17 protein-coding genes, 1 other RNA gene and 1 pseudogene are annotated in these 16,555 nt (G+C 42.6%); 6 read left to right on the top strand and 13 right to left on the bottom strand.

Annotated features, from left to right (window positions below):
- On the bottom strand, window positions 1–1,095 hold the full coding sequence (locus JCM16418_RS02045; protein ID WP_036645600.1) for a quinone-dependent dihydroorotate dehydrogenase: 1,095 nt from the start codon (window positions 1,093–1,095) through the stop codon (window positions 1–3).
- Window positions 1,096–1,283: 188 nt separating this feature from the next.
- Between JCM16418_RS02045 and JCM16418_RS26210 the strand changes: the two genes are divergently transcribed.
- A complete protein-coding gene (locus JCM16418_RS26210; RefSeq protein WP_256203021.1) occupies window positions 1,284–1,418 on the top strand; it encodes a hypothetical protein in 135 nt (44 codons plus the stop codon).
- Here JCM16418_RS26210 and JCM16418_RS02040 read toward each other — a convergent pair.
- From JCM16418_RS02040 to JCM16418_RS02030, 3 genes are all read right to left on the bottom strand, one after another.
- Window positions 1,415–2,884, bottom strand: coding sequence for a L,D-transpeptidase (locus JCM16418_RS02040; RefSeq protein ID WP_036645598.1), 1,470 nt, complete (start codon window positions 2,882–2,884; stop codon window positions 1,415–1,417). The genes JCM16418_RS26210 and JCM16418_RS02040 overlap by 4 nt on opposite strands.
- 89 nt (window positions 2,885–2,973) lie before the next feature.
- Window positions 2,974–3,243: a ferredoxin gene (locus JCM16418_RS02035; RefSeq protein WP_036645597.1), complete on the bottom strand. Its 270-nt coding sequence runs from the start codon at window positions 3,241–3,243 to the stop codon at window positions 2,974–2,976.
- 112 nt (window positions 3,244–3,355) lie between these two features.
- Window positions 3,356–4,678 carry a DNA polymerase IV gene (locus JCM16418_RS02030; protein ID WP_036645595.1) on the bottom strand — a complete coding sequence of 441 codons (1,323 nt, stop codon included), beginning with the start codon at window positions 4,676–4,678 and terminating at the stop codon, window positions 3,356–3,358.
- Window positions 4,679–4,857: 179 nt separating this feature from the next.
- Between JCM16418_RS02030 and cimA the strand changes: the two genes are divergently transcribed.
- Window positions 4,858–6,477 carry a citramalate synthase gene (cimA, locus tag JCM16418_RS02025; RefSeq protein ID WP_036645593.1) on the top strand — a complete coding sequence of 540 codons (1,620 nt, stop codon included), beginning with the start codon at window positions 4,858–4,860 and terminating at the stop codon, window positions 6,475–6,477.
- A gap of 97 nt (window positions 6,478–6,574) precedes the next feature.
- On the opposite strand, the gene JCM16418_RS02020 is transcribed toward cimA, so the two are convergent.
- Window positions 6,575–7,126 carry a TlpA disulfide reductase family protein gene (locus tag JCM16418_RS02020; RefSeq protein ID WP_036645592.1) on the bottom strand — a complete coding sequence of 184 codons (552 nt, stop codon included), beginning with the start codon at window positions 7,124–7,126 and terminating at the stop codon, window positions 6,575–6,577.
- A 97-nt stretch (window positions 7,127–7,223) separates the two neighbouring features.
- Here JCM16418_RS02020 and JCM16418_RS02015 point away from each other — a divergent pair, with 97 nt between their 5' ends.
- The gene (locus tag JCM16418_RS02015; RefSeq protein ID WP_052019988.1) at window positions 7,224–7,685 is read left to right on the top strand and encodes a Mov34/MPN/PAD-1 family protein; all 462 of its coding nucleotides are present in this window, start codon (window positions 7,224–7,226) and stop codon (window positions 7,683–7,685) included.
- A gap of 2 nt (window positions 7,686–7,687) precedes the next feature.
- On the opposite strand, the gene JCM16418_RS02010 is transcribed toward JCM16418_RS02015, so the two are convergent.
- Genes JCM16418_RS02010 through JCM16418_RS02000 form a run of 3 tightly spaced genes read right to left on the bottom strand, consistent with a single transcriptional unit; the run spans window position 7,688 to window position 10,997 of the window.
- A complete protein-coding gene (locus tag JCM16418_RS02010; RefSeq protein ID WP_036645590.1) occupies window positions 7,688–8,431 on the bottom strand; it encodes an exonuclease domain-containing protein in 744 nt (247 codons plus the stop codon).
- Complete coding sequence (locus tag JCM16418_RS02005; protein WP_036645587.1) at window positions 8,428–9,507, bottom strand: DUF294 nucleotidyltransferase-like domain-containing protein; 1,080 nt, start codon at window positions 9,505–9,507, stop codon at window positions 8,428–8,430. Before JCM16418_RS02005 ends, JCM16418_RS02010 begins: the two co-directional genes overlap by 4 nt.
- Window positions 9,508–9,542: 35 nt before the next feature.
- Entirely contained in the window at window positions 9,543–10,997 is a 1,455-nt protein-coding gene (locus JCM16418_RS02000; protein WP_052019987.1) for an ammonium transporter, read from the bottom strand.
- Window positions 10,998–11,257: 260 nt separating this feature from the next.
- Between JCM16418_RS02000 and JCM16418_RS01995 the strand changes: the two are divergent.
- A pseudogene (locus JCM16418_RS01995) lies at window positions 11,258–11,697 on the top strand (MerR family transcriptional regulator).
- 41 nt (window positions 11,698–11,738) lie between these two features.
- Window positions 11,739–12,410: a zinc metallopeptidase gene (locus JCM16418_RS01990; protein ID WP_036645585.1), complete on the top strand. Its 672-nt coding sequence runs from the start codon at window positions 11,739–11,741 to the stop codon at window positions 12,408–12,410.
- 37 nt (window positions 12,411–12,447) lie between these two features.
- Here JCM16418_RS01990 and gltC read toward each other — a convergent pair whose 3' ends face one another.
- Both gltC and JCM16418_RS01980 read right to left on the bottom strand, forming a co-directional pair.
- Window positions 12,448–13,380, bottom strand: a complete 933-nt coding sequence (gene gltC / locus JCM16418_RS01985) for a glutamate biosynthesis transcriptional regulator GltC (RefSeq protein ID WP_036645583.1) — start codon at window positions 13,378–13,380, stop codon at window positions 12,448–12,450.
- Between the two features lie 88 nt (window positions 13,381–13,468).
- Window positions 13,469–14,095: a rhomboid family intramembrane serine protease gene (locus JCM16418_RS01980; RefSeq protein ID WP_036645581.1), complete on the bottom strand. Its 627-nt coding sequence runs from the start codon at window positions 14,093–14,095 to the stop codon at window positions 13,469–13,471.
- A 130-nt stretch (window positions 14,096–14,225) separates the two neighbouring features.
- Between JCM16418_RS01980 and tpx the strand changes: the two genes are divergently transcribed.
- Window positions 14,226–14,738, top strand: coding sequence for a thiol peroxidase (gene tpx, locus JCM16418_RS01975; protein ID WP_036646100.1), 513 nt, complete (start codon window positions 14,226–14,228; stop codon window positions 14,736–14,738).
- Between the two features lie 63 nt (window positions 14,739–14,801).
- On the opposite strand, the gene JCM16418_RS01970 is transcribed toward tpx, so the two are convergent.
- The 3 genes from JCM16418_RS01970 to JCM16418_RS01965 form a co-directional block, all read right to left on the bottom strand.
- Complete coding sequence (locus tag JCM16418_RS01970; protein ID WP_036645579.1) at window positions 14,802–15,194, bottom strand: DUF1499 domain-containing protein; 393 nt, start codon at window positions 15,192–15,194, stop codon at window positions 14,802–14,804.
- A 156-nt stretch (window positions 15,195–15,350) separates the two neighbouring features.
- Window positions 15,351–15,544: non-coding RNA, 6S RNA (gene ssrS / locus JCM16418_RS24115), on the bottom strand.
- Between the two features lie 82 nt (window positions 15,545–15,626).
- Window positions 15,627–16,436: a YesL family protein gene (locus tag JCM16418_RS01965; RefSeq protein ID WP_036645577.1), complete on the bottom strand. Its 810-nt coding sequence runs from the start codon at window positions 16,434–16,436 to the stop codon at window positions 15,627–15,629.
- Between the last annotated feature and the right edge of the window lie 119 nt (window positions 16,437–16,555).

Here is a 16,555-nt window from a genome sequence, read left to right as displayed (position 1 = left end):
TTAGCGGTGATTCACGCCTACCGCTTCAGTTATATGATTAAATCCATCACGGCGCAGCAGCTCCCGCAAGCCTGCATGCAGCTTCCGGTTCACTTCAGGCCCTTCATAAATAAGTGCAGTATAAATTTCAACGAGACTCGCTCCAGCTCGTATTTTTTCATAAGCATCCGCAGCAGAGAAAACCCCACCCGATCCAATAATAGGGAGCTTGCCACCCGTCTGTTTATACACACGAGATATTACCTCAGTTGAACGGCTACGAAGCGGTCTTCCGCTAATTCCTCCCGTTTCCTTAGCGTTCGGATGTTTCAAGCCTTCCCGTCCAATAGTCGTATTCGTGGCGATAATACCCGATATCCCACTAGATGCCAGAGCCTCTACCATAGACTCAAGCTCCGCATCCGTAACATCTGGAGCAATTTTAACTAATATGTGCTTGGATTGCCCAAAACGTTCGGATTGTATCCTCATCTCGTCCATAATATGTCCAATTAAAGAGGATAGTTCCGATCCATACTGCAGATTACGCAAATCTGGAGTATTCGGTGAACTAATATTCACAACAAAAAAATCACCATATGGAAACAGGGTTTGAATACATGATTGATAATCTTTATATGCTTCTTCATTAGGGGTAACTTTGTTCTTACCAATATTGACAGCTACCGGAATACGGCGGTTTTTTAATGCAGATAAGCGCTTAGCCATTGCCTGTGCACCCTCATTATTAAAACCCATCCGATTCAGTAACGCTTCGTCCGGTGGGAGCCGAAATAAGCGCGGCAAATCATTGCCTGGTTGCCCTAATGGAGTAACCGTTCCAACCTCCATAAATCCAAATCCGATGGAAGAGAATCCTTCCACAGCTGCCGCATTCTTGTCCAATCCTGCCGCAAGGCCGATAGGAGTTGGGAAATGCATACCGAACAAATCGACAGCTAAATCAGGTGTTTCCTTAACACCATACATACTACGCATAATACCTGAACCCCCAGGTATTGCGTTAGCGTTATGTAAGCCTCCGATTACCATATGATGAGCTTTTTCTGGGTCCATTTTAAAAAATAAAGGTTTCGCCAAATTTCTGTACAGCACGTGATGATCTTCCTCTCATTGCACCATTGTTTTCTCTATCCACCAGTTTATCCGTTTCCAGTGTAAAAAGAAAGTATTTTGCCCGTTCCAACTCACAAGTATACCCCTGTGTTCTTTCTGGTGTTTTGCAGACAAACCCATTACAATGGGGATAATACAGGAATATCCTAGAAAGAAGGTCAATCTTTATGTCAACCAAACGTAAACCTCCAACACTTCAGCAAAAGAAAGAAGAAGTAAACAAAAAGGCAATATTATGGTCGGCACTCAGCTTACTTCTGCTCATTCTACTCATTATTGTTCTTGTTGTTCTAAGTAATTAATGCAGCCAGTGATAGGTCTTTTGGGGGTTCGTCTGATCTTGTTTCTCCTCAGTATGGAACCGTTCTTTAGGAGCAAGCAGATCATCAGGCAGAACCCCTTTATTAATATGAACCGGTGTTCCCATCGGAACGATATCGAATAATTCCTCAACATCCTCTTGAGACATTCGGATGCATCCAAGTGACTCATCCAGTCCCACACTTTCTGGCTCATTCGTTCCATGTATTGCATAGTTACTTGCAGATAGCTGCATCCCTCTGCTACCAAACTCACCGTTTGAATGTCCGTTTGGATTTATAATCTTATCTGAAATGACAAAGTCGCCTTGCGGAGTCTTCTCCCCACCCAAACCTACTTTATAATTTCTCAGCATGATATTTCCACTGACCACAGCCAGCCGATGATTTTGTTTATCTACAATAATCTTAAGCGGTTCTGTAAAGAATGGCCTATTCCCGTACGTAGATGTTAAAAGAGTACTTTCATTCTTCTTCGCTGCATCTTTGCTGTCTTCAAGAGGGACGTTCCCAACGCTTCCTCCATGCTGCGCCTGTCCTGGAATTTCGCCTGATTTAAAGCGTTTCATTACAGGCTCGAATGACTGCTTAATTTCATCTGTTTTGCCTGAAATCCAGTTCCCAGGGAATGGTCTCACTAAATCCCCGAAAGCTTGCGGAAGCTTACCTGTCTTTATCTTATATGCTCTTATGGCACTTGTAAGGAGCGCTAATTGCTCTTGTCCCCTCGCCCATTCTGCCGCCTGTGCTACAAGTTCTTTATTATCTGGGGGCTCACAATTACATTCCTTAGCATCATATGGCTGATATGTCAGAGCTCCCCCACTTGATATTCGTTTCAATGTATAGCCAACGGGCATATCCTGCTCCCACATCAGCCAACTGCCACGTTTCTTCATCATGAGCATCGTCACCATATCTGGTATCTGCATCGGCTTCGCCAGCAGATTGGATAGGATCCGAGCCCTTTCTGATTCAGAGCCAGCTTCTCCAGCCGTAAACAAAGAATTCGTATGAATCAATTCCGGTGCCGGATCTTCTAGATTTGAGACTTCTTGAGACTGTTGATTTGCAGCCTTATGATTAGATGGATTTTCGTTTGGCTTCGTACTAGCTACATGTTTGTTTGTTGCCCGTCCAGGAGTGTTAACATCAGGAACAAGCGTTAGTAATATCAGCATCATAGCTACCATCGCACGACGTAAATTACGTGTTCTAAGTTCTTTACGGTGCGCCTGTTTTAAAAGCCGAGTTTCATATTCAATCCAAATGTCAGACGGAACTTTACTTCGCTCGAAAGCTTCATAAATACCACCAGACTGATTGAAACAATAATTAGCTTTTCCTTGCTGACCACTTTGTTCGTATTCTTTACCTAGTAAATACCATCCCATTTTATTGTTAGGATGAATTTCCACATATTTTTTGAGGTAGAGCGAATTTTTCACAGGAACCTCCGGAATAGTCGACTTTCTATATATATCGGCAATTCTTACTCAAAAAAAAATCCCAAGCCTTAAAAAGGTCTTGGGAGAATCTATTTATGCTGTTCTTTCTTGTAATGACTACCTTCAGCATTGAAGGGGGTATCTGCTACTTTAATAGAATCCGTTGGACATCCTTCATGGGAATCCTCCAAATCGTTCATCATATGATCAGGAATTTCAATGATTCCGCGGTTACAATCGCCGCCATACACGACTTCAGCATAGCCTTCATCATCATAGTCATAGATGTCCGGTGCTGTGGCGCCACATGCACCACAAGCGATACAAGTGTTTTTCTCCACCCACGTATACTTCGCCATCTTTTTGCCCCCTTTCTTAAATGTTGCACAAACAATTATATATTGTTGTAATGATTATCTCTATAACTTATATCACATTTATATATCCTTCTTCATTCTAAATCGTTAGACATTAAGGAATATCTTTATTGGGTTTATCTTTATTGGATTTATCTTCACTTGGCTTATCCAAGTGATCCATTTGTAGGGACGTACCTCTAATCTTATGGTTTCGGATAAGCACTGAAGGATCATCCCCCAGCATTCCTGCGGTCACAACCGCATTCTCCCCGAACTTATTCCGAAGCATATCCATCGTTTCCGTTAATGAGTCCTTCTTCGGTTGCTTCTCGTAGTTAAATAAATCTAGCTGGATCGCGGAGTCCTGCTTTGCCGTCAAGTGCTGCAATGTAATACCAAGCAATCGAACGGGTTTATCAAAACCCCAGTGCTCAGAGTATAGACGTTTCGATTCAATGTAAATATCCTCGGCATTATCCGTAGCCGATAATAACATCTTCGAACGAGTAATCGTCTTCATATCCGGCGTCCGGATTGTTAATTGTACCCCCCCAGCTACCAACTCTTTACGCCTTAGTCTGCGAGCTACCTGATCACTCAGGTTCAGGAGTACACGATGCACGTCTTCCCTTGAGCTAATATCATTAGGAAGCGTCGTCGTATGACCTACTGACTTACTTTGTTCACGCTCATCTAGTACGGGCGAATGATCAATACCATTGGCAGCCTGCTTCATCCATCCACCGACGACACCAAAGACCCTTGTAAGCGTGGCCTCATCCGTGTTTGCTAACTGACCGATCGTATCAATACCGATCTTCCGCAGCTTTTCAGCCGTCTTAGAACCAATGCCGAACAGCTCGCCTGAAGGCCTAGTCCAGAGCAAACGTGGAACATCCCTTAATCGCAATACGGATATTCCATTGGGCTTTTTCATATCTGATGCCATTTTGGCAAGAAGTTTATTGGGCGCAATGCCTACAGAGCAAGGTAAAGCTAATTCATCGTAAATACGGCGCTGGATTTCCACAGCAATTTGCTCAGGCGTTCCAAACTGCTTCGAACCGGTGATATCTAGGTAACATTCATCAATGGAAGTGGCCTGCATCTTCGGGGTATAGGAATAAGCAATTTTCATAAAAGCGCTAGAGTATTTCCGGTATAAATCGAAATCTGGCTTAATAATAATGAGGTCAGGACATAATTTGAGTGCGCGGTTCACAACCATTCCTGTTGAGATCCCAAGGCGCCGTGCAGCATACGAACAAGTAACGATGATGCCTTTGCGAAGCTCCATACTTCCCGCTACAGCTGTCGGTTGTCCGCCATACTTATCTGGCTCCTCTGCTTCGTGAACCGAACAATAAAAAGCGTTCATATCCACATGAAGTATGACTCGCCCACTCGTTGGATAGTATTCATCAACGTTTTTCACGGTAAACCCCTTCTTACCTTTACATATTTCATTGAACACAGCATACCTTTCCCTGCAAAAGAGGTCAAGAATACATGTTTACGTTGTCGCCGTAATTCTTTGTTACTTTCCCGCGAAGAAATGCTATAATTATTAATTATAAAATTCTGGTTATCACAATCTTCCAAAGGAGGACTATCATGTCTAAGTCCATATCCATCTTCGATACCACTTTGCGCGACGGCACCCAAGGTGAGGGAATCAGCTTGTCCGCAGATGATAAATTGAAAATCGCCAAAAAGTTAGATGATCTCGGTGTACAATATATTGAAGGTGGTATACCCGGAAGCAATACCAAAGACATTGAATTTTTTAAAAGAGTCCAAGAACTTGGGTTAAACGCCAAAATTACTGCATTCGGTAGTACCCGCCGCAAGGGAACCGTAGCAAGTCAAGACGCTAATCTTCAGCGGATCCTTGAATCCGGCTGTCAGGCTGCTACACTTGTTGGTAAAGCGTGGGACTTCCATGTGCATACTGCACTGCAAACTACACTGGAAGAAAATTTAGCCATGATTTATGATTCCATCGCTTATCTCAAGCAGCAAGGCCAAGAAGTTATTTTTGATGCCGAACATTTCTTTGATGGTTACAAGAACAATACTGAATATGCGATATCTGTAGTAAGAAAAGCTCAAGAAGCTGGAGCAGATTGGATCACGATGTGTGACACTAACGGAGGAACACTTCCTCATGAGGTGCACGAGATTGTGTCCAGTTTAACTTCAATGATACCTCAAGCACATTTTAGCATCCATACACATAATGACTGTGAGCTTGCTGTAGCCAATACATTAAGCGCAGTACAAGCTGGAGCAAGGCAGGTGCAAGGAACCATTAATGGTTACGGAGAACGTTGCGGCAATGCTAATCTTTGCTCCATTATTCCTAGCCTCGAACTTAAGATGGGTTATCAAACCATTGGAACAGATAAGTTGATGCAATTAACCAGCACCGCACGTTTTGTTAGCGAGATTGCGAACGTAAATATGCCTGTGAACCAGCCTTATGTCGGTAATGCAGCCTTCGCCCATAAAGGTGGAATTCATGTATCGGCAATCTTAAGAGACTCTCGTACGTATGAACATATCGTACCTGAGCTTGTAGGAAATAAGCAGCGTGTACTCGTATCTGAACTGGCAGGACAGAGCAATATCGTCTCCAAAGCAAAAGATATGGGTCTTGAACTAGATTCAACAAGCGAGCACTCGCGCAAAGTCATTGATAAAATCAAGGATTTGGAACATCAAGGTTATCAATTCGAAGCGGCTGACGCTTCCCTTGAATTGTTGCTGCGCGAAGCTAACGGAGAGATGAAGGAGCTGTTTAGCTTCGAATCATTCAAAATGCTCGTTGAAAAAACAGCCGGACGCGCTGTCGTGTCTGAAGCTTTTGTCAAACTGAACGTGGCTGGTAACATGGTTTACACTGCCGCTGAAGGTAACGGACCGGTGAACGCGCTTGATAACGCTTTGCGTAAAGCCTTAGTGCAATACTTCCCTGATCTCAAGGAAATGCACCTGTCTGACTACAAAGTTCGTGTACTTGATGAAAAGGACGCTACCGCTGCTAAAGTTCGTGTACTTATTGAGTCTCGTAACATCAGTAATAGCTGGAATACCGTTGGCGTTTCTGAGAATGTTATTGAAGCTAGCTGGGAAGCTCTAGTTGACAGTATGCGCTATGCGCTGATGGGCAAGATCATGCAAGGTAACGAAGAAGGCGAAGATACAACCCATCGCGGTCTTGTGAACCATTAATTTTCAATAAACAGAAAGCCCTAAGTATCCCGCTTGGATACTTAGGGCTTTTGCTCGTCAATAACTGGACGCTTAATGCCTTGGTTCTTGTTCTTATTTAAGATTTAACCAATTTCTTAACCTTCTTCTCCAATTCCTTCGGTGACAGAATACCAAGAATAATCTCCTGGATGACGCCATCCTTGTCAATCAATACATTTGTCGGAAACACCGCTCCACGGTACAAGTCATATAAAGATGCCTTAGGATCCAGCATGACAGGGAAATTAACTTCGTATGTTTTGATGAATTCCTGGGCATTTTTCTTATTGTCAAACTTGGTCACATTCACACCATAAATATTTAGACTATCCTTATACTTTTCGGCTAATTTGTGTAGTTCAGGCGCTTCCTGCTGACAAGGATAACACCATGATGCCCAATAGTTAATCATAATCGCCTTGTCTTGTGTGCCGCCAACATGATATTCTTTACCATCAAGTCCAGTCGCTGTGAATGGAGGGGCTAGCAATCCTGCCTTCGGCCCGGTTTCCGTGGGGAGTGCTTTTTCTTGTTGAAATACGGACTGGACTCCAGGTCCCTTATTCTGATACACTGCAATACCGATCAGAATAACTACCGCAAGCAATATATATAAGTTACGTTTCATTGAAGTCGTTCCTTTTCGTAGAGAGTTTATTAGATATTGTACCCTCTTTTCACGATAACTTACAAATGCTTTTCAAATAGGAGGCCTGAACATCGATATGTCTAACACCCAACCTAACGAGGGAGGAATCATGCTTAATTACACCTGTCTCCGTATGATTGCAGAGCATCTGTTTCTTCATCTGCCGATGGAGATTTGCGGGGTATTACGAGGTACTTCACAGGCAGGGAGAATACATATTATCGAATTCATCCCCATCCTTAACACATCTAGCGAACCGTTTCATCATTTCACGCTGCAACCAGAGGAGTGGATACGGCAGTGTTTAAATCCACAAGGTCTTATTGGTATCGTGCATTCTCATCCACGCACACCCCCCATCCCATCATCGGAAGATCTCAATCAACTCCCTATGTTTGGACAGTTAATACAAACGTACTTCATTGCATCACCTGCTCCGGATGGAGTCTCGATTCATATGAATGCTTATAGGGTTGATACGAGTGAGAATCCTCCCAGCCCGATTTTACGCCAATCTGCTCTGCAAATTACGAATTAGCCTTACGCTCTGCTGAGATAAGCGTATAGATCGGAAAGCGTCTCCACTTGCCTATGATGAGAAATATCCGCCAAATAAGCTGACCATAGCTTCGCAGTCATCCTCGCATCTTCTAATGCATGATGTCTTCCTTGGATCGTAATGCCCTTATTACTCAGCAGCTCGTCAAGTGAGTAGCTTCCCATCTCAGGCTGAAGCCAGCGAGCTATCATTAAGGTATCAATAACACGATGACTCAGGTTCACCTTGGAAGTTCTCCACAGGGCCGCATTTAGAAAAGATTTATCATGCACACTCGCATGCGCAACCATAACCCTTCCGCCCACAAAGTTCATGAAATTATGAAGACCTTCTATTAAAGGGGGGGCCTCATTAACCATCTGCTGGGTAATTCCCGTTAGCTCCGTTATCTGTTCAGGTACAGGTACTCTACTCTGAACCAACGTATAGAAAGGTTCAGCATCGCTTATTTCTCCACCTACCATATGAACAGCGCCAAAAGATAAAATCTCATCTCCATGCTGCACATGAAAACCGGTTGTTTCCAAATCAAATACAACAGTTTCAAGCTTAGTTAATGGTGTATGAAGAACTTCTGGCCTGCGCTGCTCTCTCATCAGAGAACGGATAAATGCCATCTGCTGTGCAGAAGGATTACCCCTCATCGATGCAAGAGCGGAAGGCATTCCACCTTGACGTAATGTGCTCCAGAAACCCCCGCCTCCTCGCATCTCCTGCTCTTTCATGATCTTCTCCGTTCCACAAAGCGCAGTTGCCTCTGTAACGCTCGATGGATTCGCCTTACTACGCTCAAGCACTCTCTTAATTCATAGGAAATTTGTTTCTTCTTCAATTCTGCCTCCGGCAAATATCCGCTACTTATAAACATACCCTCGTTGGTGGTAAAAGGTGTTATCGTTCTTAAATTCATTGCAGTTACAAAGGCTTGCAGACAATTATCTAGCAATACATTTCCTGCATCCAGAGAGGTCAACCTTTCTAACCTCTTGAAAGTGGAGGATTCTTTAACTCCTTGTTGTAATGCCATGTATCGTATGCTGTTAACTAGCGGAATATAAACACCATACTTAATATCAAAGCTACCCGCATGTTCACCGAAACGTTCAGTTACGACTTGCCCAAGTAAGTTAAGCGTTGCTTTGTGCCTTACCGTATTACGAAGTACAGCTATGGGCAAATCAGGTACATCATCAAGCCCCCGATAGAATGCTGCTTTCCACACTTCAGATAGGGACCGATCTCCTGCTATATATCTCATATCAGAAGCTATAATCAGATAACGTATAGATTCCCAACCATCATCACATCTCCATGTTGCTAGTTGATGTTGCCACTGCTTAAGTGACATACACCACAATGGTTCTGAACACATGACTTTACCTTTACATTTCTCATAGCCTAAATACCCAAGCATATTACTTAGCCGCCTACCAAACACTTGAAAGTAGAGTTCCTTATTTTCAGCTGGCTCATCACTTAAGATTAACCCATTATCTTGATCACTCCAAAGCATAGCCTCTTGGCGACCAGAGCTTCCGAAAACTATAAATGTATAAGGAACGGGAGGCAGCCCGTAACCTGCCTCCACCATCTCCCTCTCGCTTATATATACCGCTCTTGCATAAACTGCATCATGCATATCGTTTACCATCGCAACCCATTCTGTAACGGAGTGTTCATCACGCCGCAGCTGGAGATACATATTATGTTCAATTCGCAGCTTCTTTAATTGTTCCGGCGTAGTCGCGTCGGCAATGTTGAGCAAGCTCTCGTGATAAGGTATTGTTTCCAGCGGCTTCATGCTGACCTCACCTTCCTTGTATAGCATATGATTACTTAGACAATGGTTTCGTTGATGCCAGAGGAAGGTTTATGGGTAAGCGTTCCATTAGAATCAGAAACGGCTAGGAGCCTTGCTTCAGCATCATTCAAAAGCTTCATTTGCTCTGGATAACCATACGATCCATGTTCACTAATATCCAGACCCATTAATTCTTCTTCTTCGGTTACTCGAATACCCATGATCATTTTCATTCCGCCAATAATGATAAACGAAATGACTAGGACGAATAAGAACGTACCAGCTACACCCAACAATTGAACTCCCAGTTGACTAAAACCACCACCATAGAATAAGCCTGCTTTACCAACGCCCGTTATTTTAACCAATTCAGGTGTTGCAAATAGCCCCGTAGAAATAGCTCCCCATATCCCGGCAATACCATGCACCGAGAAGGCATAAATCGGGTCATCCAGACCCGCTCTCTCAAACCACTGAGCCGTAAAGAAAGTAATGATTCCAGCTAAAGCACCGATAACCATTGCCGCCCAAGGGGTTACAAAAGCACAAGCACCCGTTATGGCTACCAGCGCAGATAGTACACCATTCAGCATACTTGGAATATCCGCTTTGCCGAAGATCATCCACGAAATGAGTAGCGTGGCCACTGCACCTGCACCTACTGCAACATTTGTAGTCAATGCAACATAGCCGAAGAATCCGTCCATTAATGCAGATAAAGTACTCCCTGGATTAAATCCAAACCAGCCAATCCAAAGAATGATAACCCCAAGGACTGAATACACTTGGTTATGACCCGGGATACTATTGGGTTTACCGTCTTTATTGTATTTTCCTAAACGTGGTTTAAGTAAGTATGTCGCTGCAAGAGCTGCTGTAGCCCCTGTGAGATGAACTACCGTGGAGCCTGCAAAATCCTGCATACCCAGTCTACTTAACCAGCCACCACCCCATACCCAGTGAGCAACAACCGGATAAATAATAACCATAAATAAGGTACCGAATAGGATATAGACGCTTAATTTAGCACGTTCAGCCATCCCCCCACACGCGATGGCAAGTGAGACCGCAGCAAAAGAGAGTTGAAATAGAAATTTAACAGTAAGAGAAACATCTGAAGCGGCTAAAGAATCAAATGAATGGGCTACCGAATCCCCTCCGAAGAAAAAACCTTCCATACCGAAGAATCCGTTACCGTTGCCAAACCCAAGTCCGAAACCAACTGTCCAAAAAGCCAAAATCGATATACCTAACGTTAAAACTGTTTTTCCAGCCACATGACCGGCATTCTTCATTCTCACCGATCCTGCTTCTAATAGAGCAAATCCCGCTTGCATAAAGAACACTAGCATTGCAGCCATAAATACAAAGAACGTATTTAGTCCAGCCTGTAAGACTACATTTGAAGCACCGTCATCCGCAAATACCGTAATTGGAAAACTTAATAAGGTAAGAATAACTAATGTGATACTCAGCCATTTTTGTCTCATATACCCCGCTCCTCTTTATGTTATGTTTTCTAACATTTAACTGAACTCTTAATGACATTATAAGCAGATAAGGATGTAATTGACAATATATTTCTATAGTTTAGCATATTATTTTTCTTTTGTGTTAGATAACTTAACATTAAAGAATACGTTTACTAACTATCACGTTTGACTGTATGGTTCTAGATCATGTATCATAATTTTATAAATGGATGATTACAATAATATTACGAGTTTAAATGTCGCGAGGTGGTGAAGACATGGAGAATACGACTTTGTATCGAATCGGTGAATTGGCAAAGGCAGGAAGCGTAAGTGAGCGCACGATTGATTATTACACGAAACTTGGCCTCGTCTCTCCCGAGAAGCGTACGCTCAAAAACTATCGACTTTACAGTCATGAAACCTTAGCACGGCTCAAACGTATTAATGAATTGAAACAAGAGAAATATACATTAGAAGAAATTAAGGCTACGCTCGAAAAGTGGGATCTGGTTAGCGAGGAAACTCAAGTCTCCGATAAGTTGACTCATCTAGAACTCCACATGCAGCAATTAGAACGAGAGGTAAGGGAACTAAGTCCGCTTATGCGTGATATGAAACCAAGCCAAGCGCGGCATATGCTCCTCAATCTCCTCCCTCAAGGCGCAGCTGTATCGAAGCACTTCGACTCTTGTTGGGGCAAGGCCCTTTCACTTAATGAGGCTTTAATTTTGAAAAAAGCAGGAGGTCTGAAGCAGCATGTTCATACTTATTATTATCGCCTTCTTATTTACACTCTGGGCACAATTCAGGGTTCAAGGTACTTTCAAAAAATGGTCTAAGGTTGCAACATCCAGTGGAATGACGGGATATGATGCCGCTAGGCACATGCTTGACACGAATGGACTTCATGACATCGCCATCGAGCCTGTGCGTGGAGCACTGTCCGACCATTATGATCCGATCCATCGTGTAGTCCGGTTATCTGAGCCCGTATACTACGAGAGCTCCATTTCAGCCGTATCGGTTGCCTGTCACGAGGTCGGACATGCAATTCAGCACAAACAGCACTATCCTATGCTTGTCCTTCGCCACCGTATTTTTCCGGCAGTGAATTTCGCTTCAGGAATAGCACCTTTTTTATTACTTGGAGGTTTCATATTTTCTTGGACCGGTCTTATCGGACTTGGCATCATCTTCTTCTCCGTTGCAGTTGCTTTCCAGCTAATCACACTACCCGTTGAGTTTAACGCTAGTAACCGAGCACGTGATCTGATGGTGCAGGAAGGTTATATCGCCAATAACGAAGAACGAGGCGTTGCCAAAGTACTAAATGCAGCCGCACTCACATACGTAGCAGCCGCATTGCTCTCCATGCTCGAATTGTTGCGTTACGTTATGATCTTTACGAATAGTAATAATCGCAACTAATTATAATCGGTTGAAACAAATAATACCCCGGCATCGGTTAAGAACCGACCGGGGTATTATTATTGTTATTGCCATTCTGCTGCTGTAAACCAAAGTAATTAAGCAAGAACGAACGAAAGGCTTGAGCAACAAGTGGAAGTTTATCATCCGAACGGTGTATTAACCCTATTGTACGGGTAACTTTAGGCTCTGAGATTCTCACACGAGCCGGTTGTAATGGATTCGTCTGGAATAAGGCAAGCTCTGGAAGAATGCTGACACCCATACCCGCAGCAACTAATCCACGTATCGTATCCGTTTCTTCACCCTCAAAAGCAATTTTAGGAGTAAATCCTGCCTCTAAACAAGCATGCCACACAATTGGGCGAAGCGAATACCCTTTGCTGAACAAGACGAATTTATCTTCCTTCAACTGATTTAGCGCAATACTCTCCTCATTGGCTAAAGGATGATTGGGTGGCAAAATAGCATATAGCTCTTCTGTCAGCATGACTTCTCCCTCTACTTGGTCATGTTTCTCTGGGAAAGGAGAAATAAATGCAAGATCCACCTCTGCGGATATAACATCTTTAATAAGTGATGGGAACATTCCCTGTTTAAACCTAAATTTCACGTTCGGATATTTTTTCTTAAATTCAGCCACAATGGAAGGAATAAGATGAATACCCAAGCTATGCGGAAAACCTATACGGATCTCCCCCTGCTCTGGATCAAGAAATTCATGAACTTCTGCGACCGCTTTATCCAAATCCTTCAACAAACCATCCACACGCTTACAGAACAATTGTCCTACTGGCGTCAATTGCAGGTTCCTACCCTTTTGCATGAAAAGGTTAACCCCTAGCTCTTCCTCCAGCTGATGAATCTGACGACTCACTGCAGACTGGGCCACATGTAGCTCTTCTGCCGCCTGAGTTACATGCTCCTTCTGTGCGACCTTTAAAAAATACTGCAACTGTCTAAGTTCCACCTATTACTCGCTCCATTCTGCTTACAACCATTCCACAATTCGCTTAAGTTTAAGTTCAATAACCATATCTAAGGACATACACTTTTCTTTATAAATTCCTCTGATTTCTGGATATGAGGAAACGAATCATCACTGCAAATATAATAAATCCACCAATTAATCCTCCAGCATGAGCCAACCAGTTTATGCCGGGCGAAGATACCGAGAAGATAATATTAAATACCAATAGTCCATACAGAGTCTTGCGTGATGCATCATCCATCCAATCCTTTTTCAACAAGGCAATATATAGAAAAGCACCATACACTCCATAAATTGCACCTGAAGCACCTATCGACAGCGTCAACTTGTCTTGCATGTTATATCCAACCGTAGACATCACATTACCCAGAATACCGCTTAATATATACAATATGAGGTATTTCCATGAACCAAGCATACGTTCTAAAGGTGGAGCAAATACCACTAGAGCAAAATTATTAAAAACCAGATGCATTAAGCTTCCATGTAAAAAGATAGAACTTACATATCTCCACAATTCCTCGGAGTACGGCTCCGCGTTAATTAATCCTCCATACTTAGCTAGTGTCAAATTATTAATTCCACCATTAAACAAAGTCACTAGAAACATAACAATATTCACAACAAACAAAATGGAAGTGATCGGATAATACCGTAGATAACTCTTTAAATTCTCATACCGAACAAATAGCAATTAGAACCCTTCCTTCACCAAAACCGACCATCCGGATTGGACAATGTCATTTTAAAAAGATTATAATGTTATTTGGCACGAATCACCAATTGAAGATCAATACTTTTTATAATCAAGGAGGAGAATCATGATGACACAACAACGCGCAGCATCTTTTAAAGGTAATCCAATTACCCTCGTAGGACCCGAGCTTGCAGTGGGCGATTCCGCTCCAGACTTTACAGTTAGTAAAAACTTGGTTGAGCAAGCATCCCTCAAGGACTATGCTGGTAAAATCAAACTAATTAGCGTTGTCCCTTCCCTAGATACAGGTGTTTGTGACGCTCAAACTCGCCGCTTCAATGAAGAAGCAGCTGGGCTTGGAGACCATGTGATCATTCTTACGATCAGTGCAGACCTCCCGTTTGCACAAGCTCGCTGGTGTGGAGCTTCCGGTGTGGATCGTGTGGTGACATTGTCCGATCATAAAGATATGTCATTTGGACAAGCGTACGGCGTACTAATTAAGGAATTCCGTCTCGATATGCGTTCCATCTTCGTTATTGATGCGAATGATAAAATTACGTACGTTGAGTACCTTCAAGAAATGACAGAACATCCAAATTACGAACAAGCTGTTGAAGCTGTCAAAGCATTGTTGTAATACAATTGTAAAAAAAGCGGGAGAAAAGTGCTTCATCTTTCTCCCGCTTTTTAATCTTATGGATTATGAGGTCGTTTTATATTTAGCCAGCTTTTTATCAAGTGCTCCGAATAAATTCAGAATGATTCGGTAATTCGAACCGAGATCACCAAGAGATCCACGTGAAGCTGAATACATGTCCACTGCGCTGCGTACCGGTCCAACTGAAAGTACAGACACGGTAATATCAACAGTACGACCCAGTGAAGTCCGCTTCTCCAGCGTGATTTCCCCGACGTTCTGAACCTCATGCAACACTTTATAACCTGGTATTTTCTTAAGTGTTGAAGATATTTCCTCCCATGCCTTGTCTTTCGATAAATTGTAATAGCGCGTTTTCATCTTAGGATCTTTCGCCCGGTCGCTTGTTCCTTCTTGACTACGAATAACCCCCACTAAAACTCTCTTTAACGACAAGACCGTTCCCCCTTTGTAGTAGCATCATCAATACTTATAAGTTTAACACTCTTAGGCTCAGAACAAAAGAGAAAGTAGGGGGATTTGTACCATTTTAGACAAAAAAGCACTCTTTTTACGAAAGACTCGCAAAAAGAGTGCATCTTCAAAATTAGTAGGAAACCCGCCTATGCCGTCCGATCAATCTGTCTTCTGAACCTGCTTTAGCAGGTGGGTGATCTCATAAACGGTTTTGAAGTCCCCATGTCGTATAGACAGGGCTTTTCAGCCGCGTTTCATAATTGATCTCCCGGTAGACATTGTCATTGGTTCAAAATAACAATCAACCGTGGCGAACATCGCAGGATGTAGTCTTATTATAGTACCAAAAGTTGAAAAAGTAAACGCTCTTATGATCACATTTTATCCCAATTTTATTTCCTTGATCTAATGTTATTTGCCTTTCGTTAGGTTGACTTGATCGTCAGACTTAACGTTGGCATTGGCAAGCGCCTCGGCTTCTAATTCTTCTTGAGCATCCAATTCTTTTTGCTTCAACCGCTCTGACTGCTCTTGCATCTTCATGAATGTTCCATAGAAGTTATAGAACGTCCATAGTGCAATCGCACTTCCGCCAAAGAAAATGATGACTGCTGGATACTTGGAGCCAATAAATAGCATTAAACCACTTCCTAGAACCGTTGCGATTACCCGGAAAGGGCGAATGATTGTAATGAGTACAGCATTCTTCAATATCTGCCAAATCGTCATGTGATAATGAACGACCATGGAGAAGAAATTAAACAATGATAAGAATAAAACGATGAGCAAGATCAGCATAACAATACCTACAATTTGCATATTGCTGAACTGAGTCATATAAATGGTGTAATCTACAAGCATAATTACCAATAAAAGCGTGTAAAAAATGCCTCCAATTAGACTTTGCTTATAATTATCTTTATAGGACTTGAAGTACGTGCTGAATGTTCTAATATCCGTGTCACCCATTACCCATTTACGAACAACTGCAAATAATGCAGAGGTAGCTGGAAACAATGTAAACGGTGCCACAATTGCCATAGCCCAGTTCATTTGTAATGATTCATTTGCCCCGCCGTTATTCGATACAATCAGAAACTTTGTTAACAAAAAGAAGAAAAATGGTGATGAGCATACCAACCACAATATGTTGCTGTAAGCAATCCGTGTAATCCATTCCGTTATTCTATAAATCCCACCCATTGCGCCTTTAAGTTCCAAGTAAAAAATCTCCTCTCGACTAACATGCCTGTATATAATAATATACCGCATTTGGGCTACATATTGCCAGAGCCTAATTTCCGCTATATGGGTATCTGTCCATTCCAAGCAAGGCAGAA

This window comes from Paenibacillus pini JCM 16418 (assembly GCF_000576305.1).
Lineage (GTDB): Bacteria > Bacillota > Bacilli > Paenibacillales > Paenibacillaceae > Paenibacillus_AQ > Paenibacillus_AQ pini.
This window is presented reverse-complemented; position numbering and strand designations above follow the sequence as displayed.

Bases quoted from the DNA above. Each gene is read 5' to 3' on its own strand.
- JCM16418_RS01990 (WP_036645585.1), top strand. From the start codon at position 11,739: ATGTTCATACTTATTATTATCGCCTTCTTATTTACACTCTGGGCACAA.
- JCM16418_RS02005 (WP_036645587.1), bottom strand. From the start codon at position 9,507: ATGAAGCCGCTGGAAACAATACCTTATCACGAGAGCTTGCTCAACATT.
- JCM16418_RS26210 (WP_256203021.1), top strand. From the start codon at position 1,284: ATGTCAACCAAACGTAAACCTCCAACACTTCAGCAAAAGAAAGAAGAA.
- cimA (WP_036645593.1), top strand. From the start codon at position 4,858: ATGTCTAAGTCCATATCCATCTTCGATACCACTTTGCGCGACGGCACC.
- JCM16418_RS02010 (WP_036645590.1), bottom strand. From the start codon at position 8,431: ATGAAAGAGCAGGAGATGCGAGGAGGCGGGGGTTTCTGGAGCACATTA.
- JCM16418_RS02015 (WP_052019988.1), top strand. From the start codon at position 7,224: ATGTCTAACACCCAACCTAACGAGGGAGGAATCATGCTTAATTACACC.
- JCM16418_RS02000 (WP_052019987.1), bottom strand. From the start codon at position 10,997: ATGAGACAAAAATGGCTGAGTATCACATTAGTTATTCTTACCTTATTA.
- JCM16418_RS02035 (WP_036645597.1), bottom strand. From the start codon at position 3,243: ATGGCGAAGTATACGTGGGTGGAGAAAAACACTTGTATCGCTTGTGGT.
- JCM16418_RS02020 (WP_036645592.1), bottom strand. From the start codon at position 7,126: ATGAAACGTAACTTATATATATTGCTTGCGGTAGTTATTCTGATCGGT.
- tpx (WP_036646100.1), top strand. From the start codon at position 14,226: ATGACACAACAACGCGCAGCATCTTTTAAAGGTAATCCAATTACCCTC.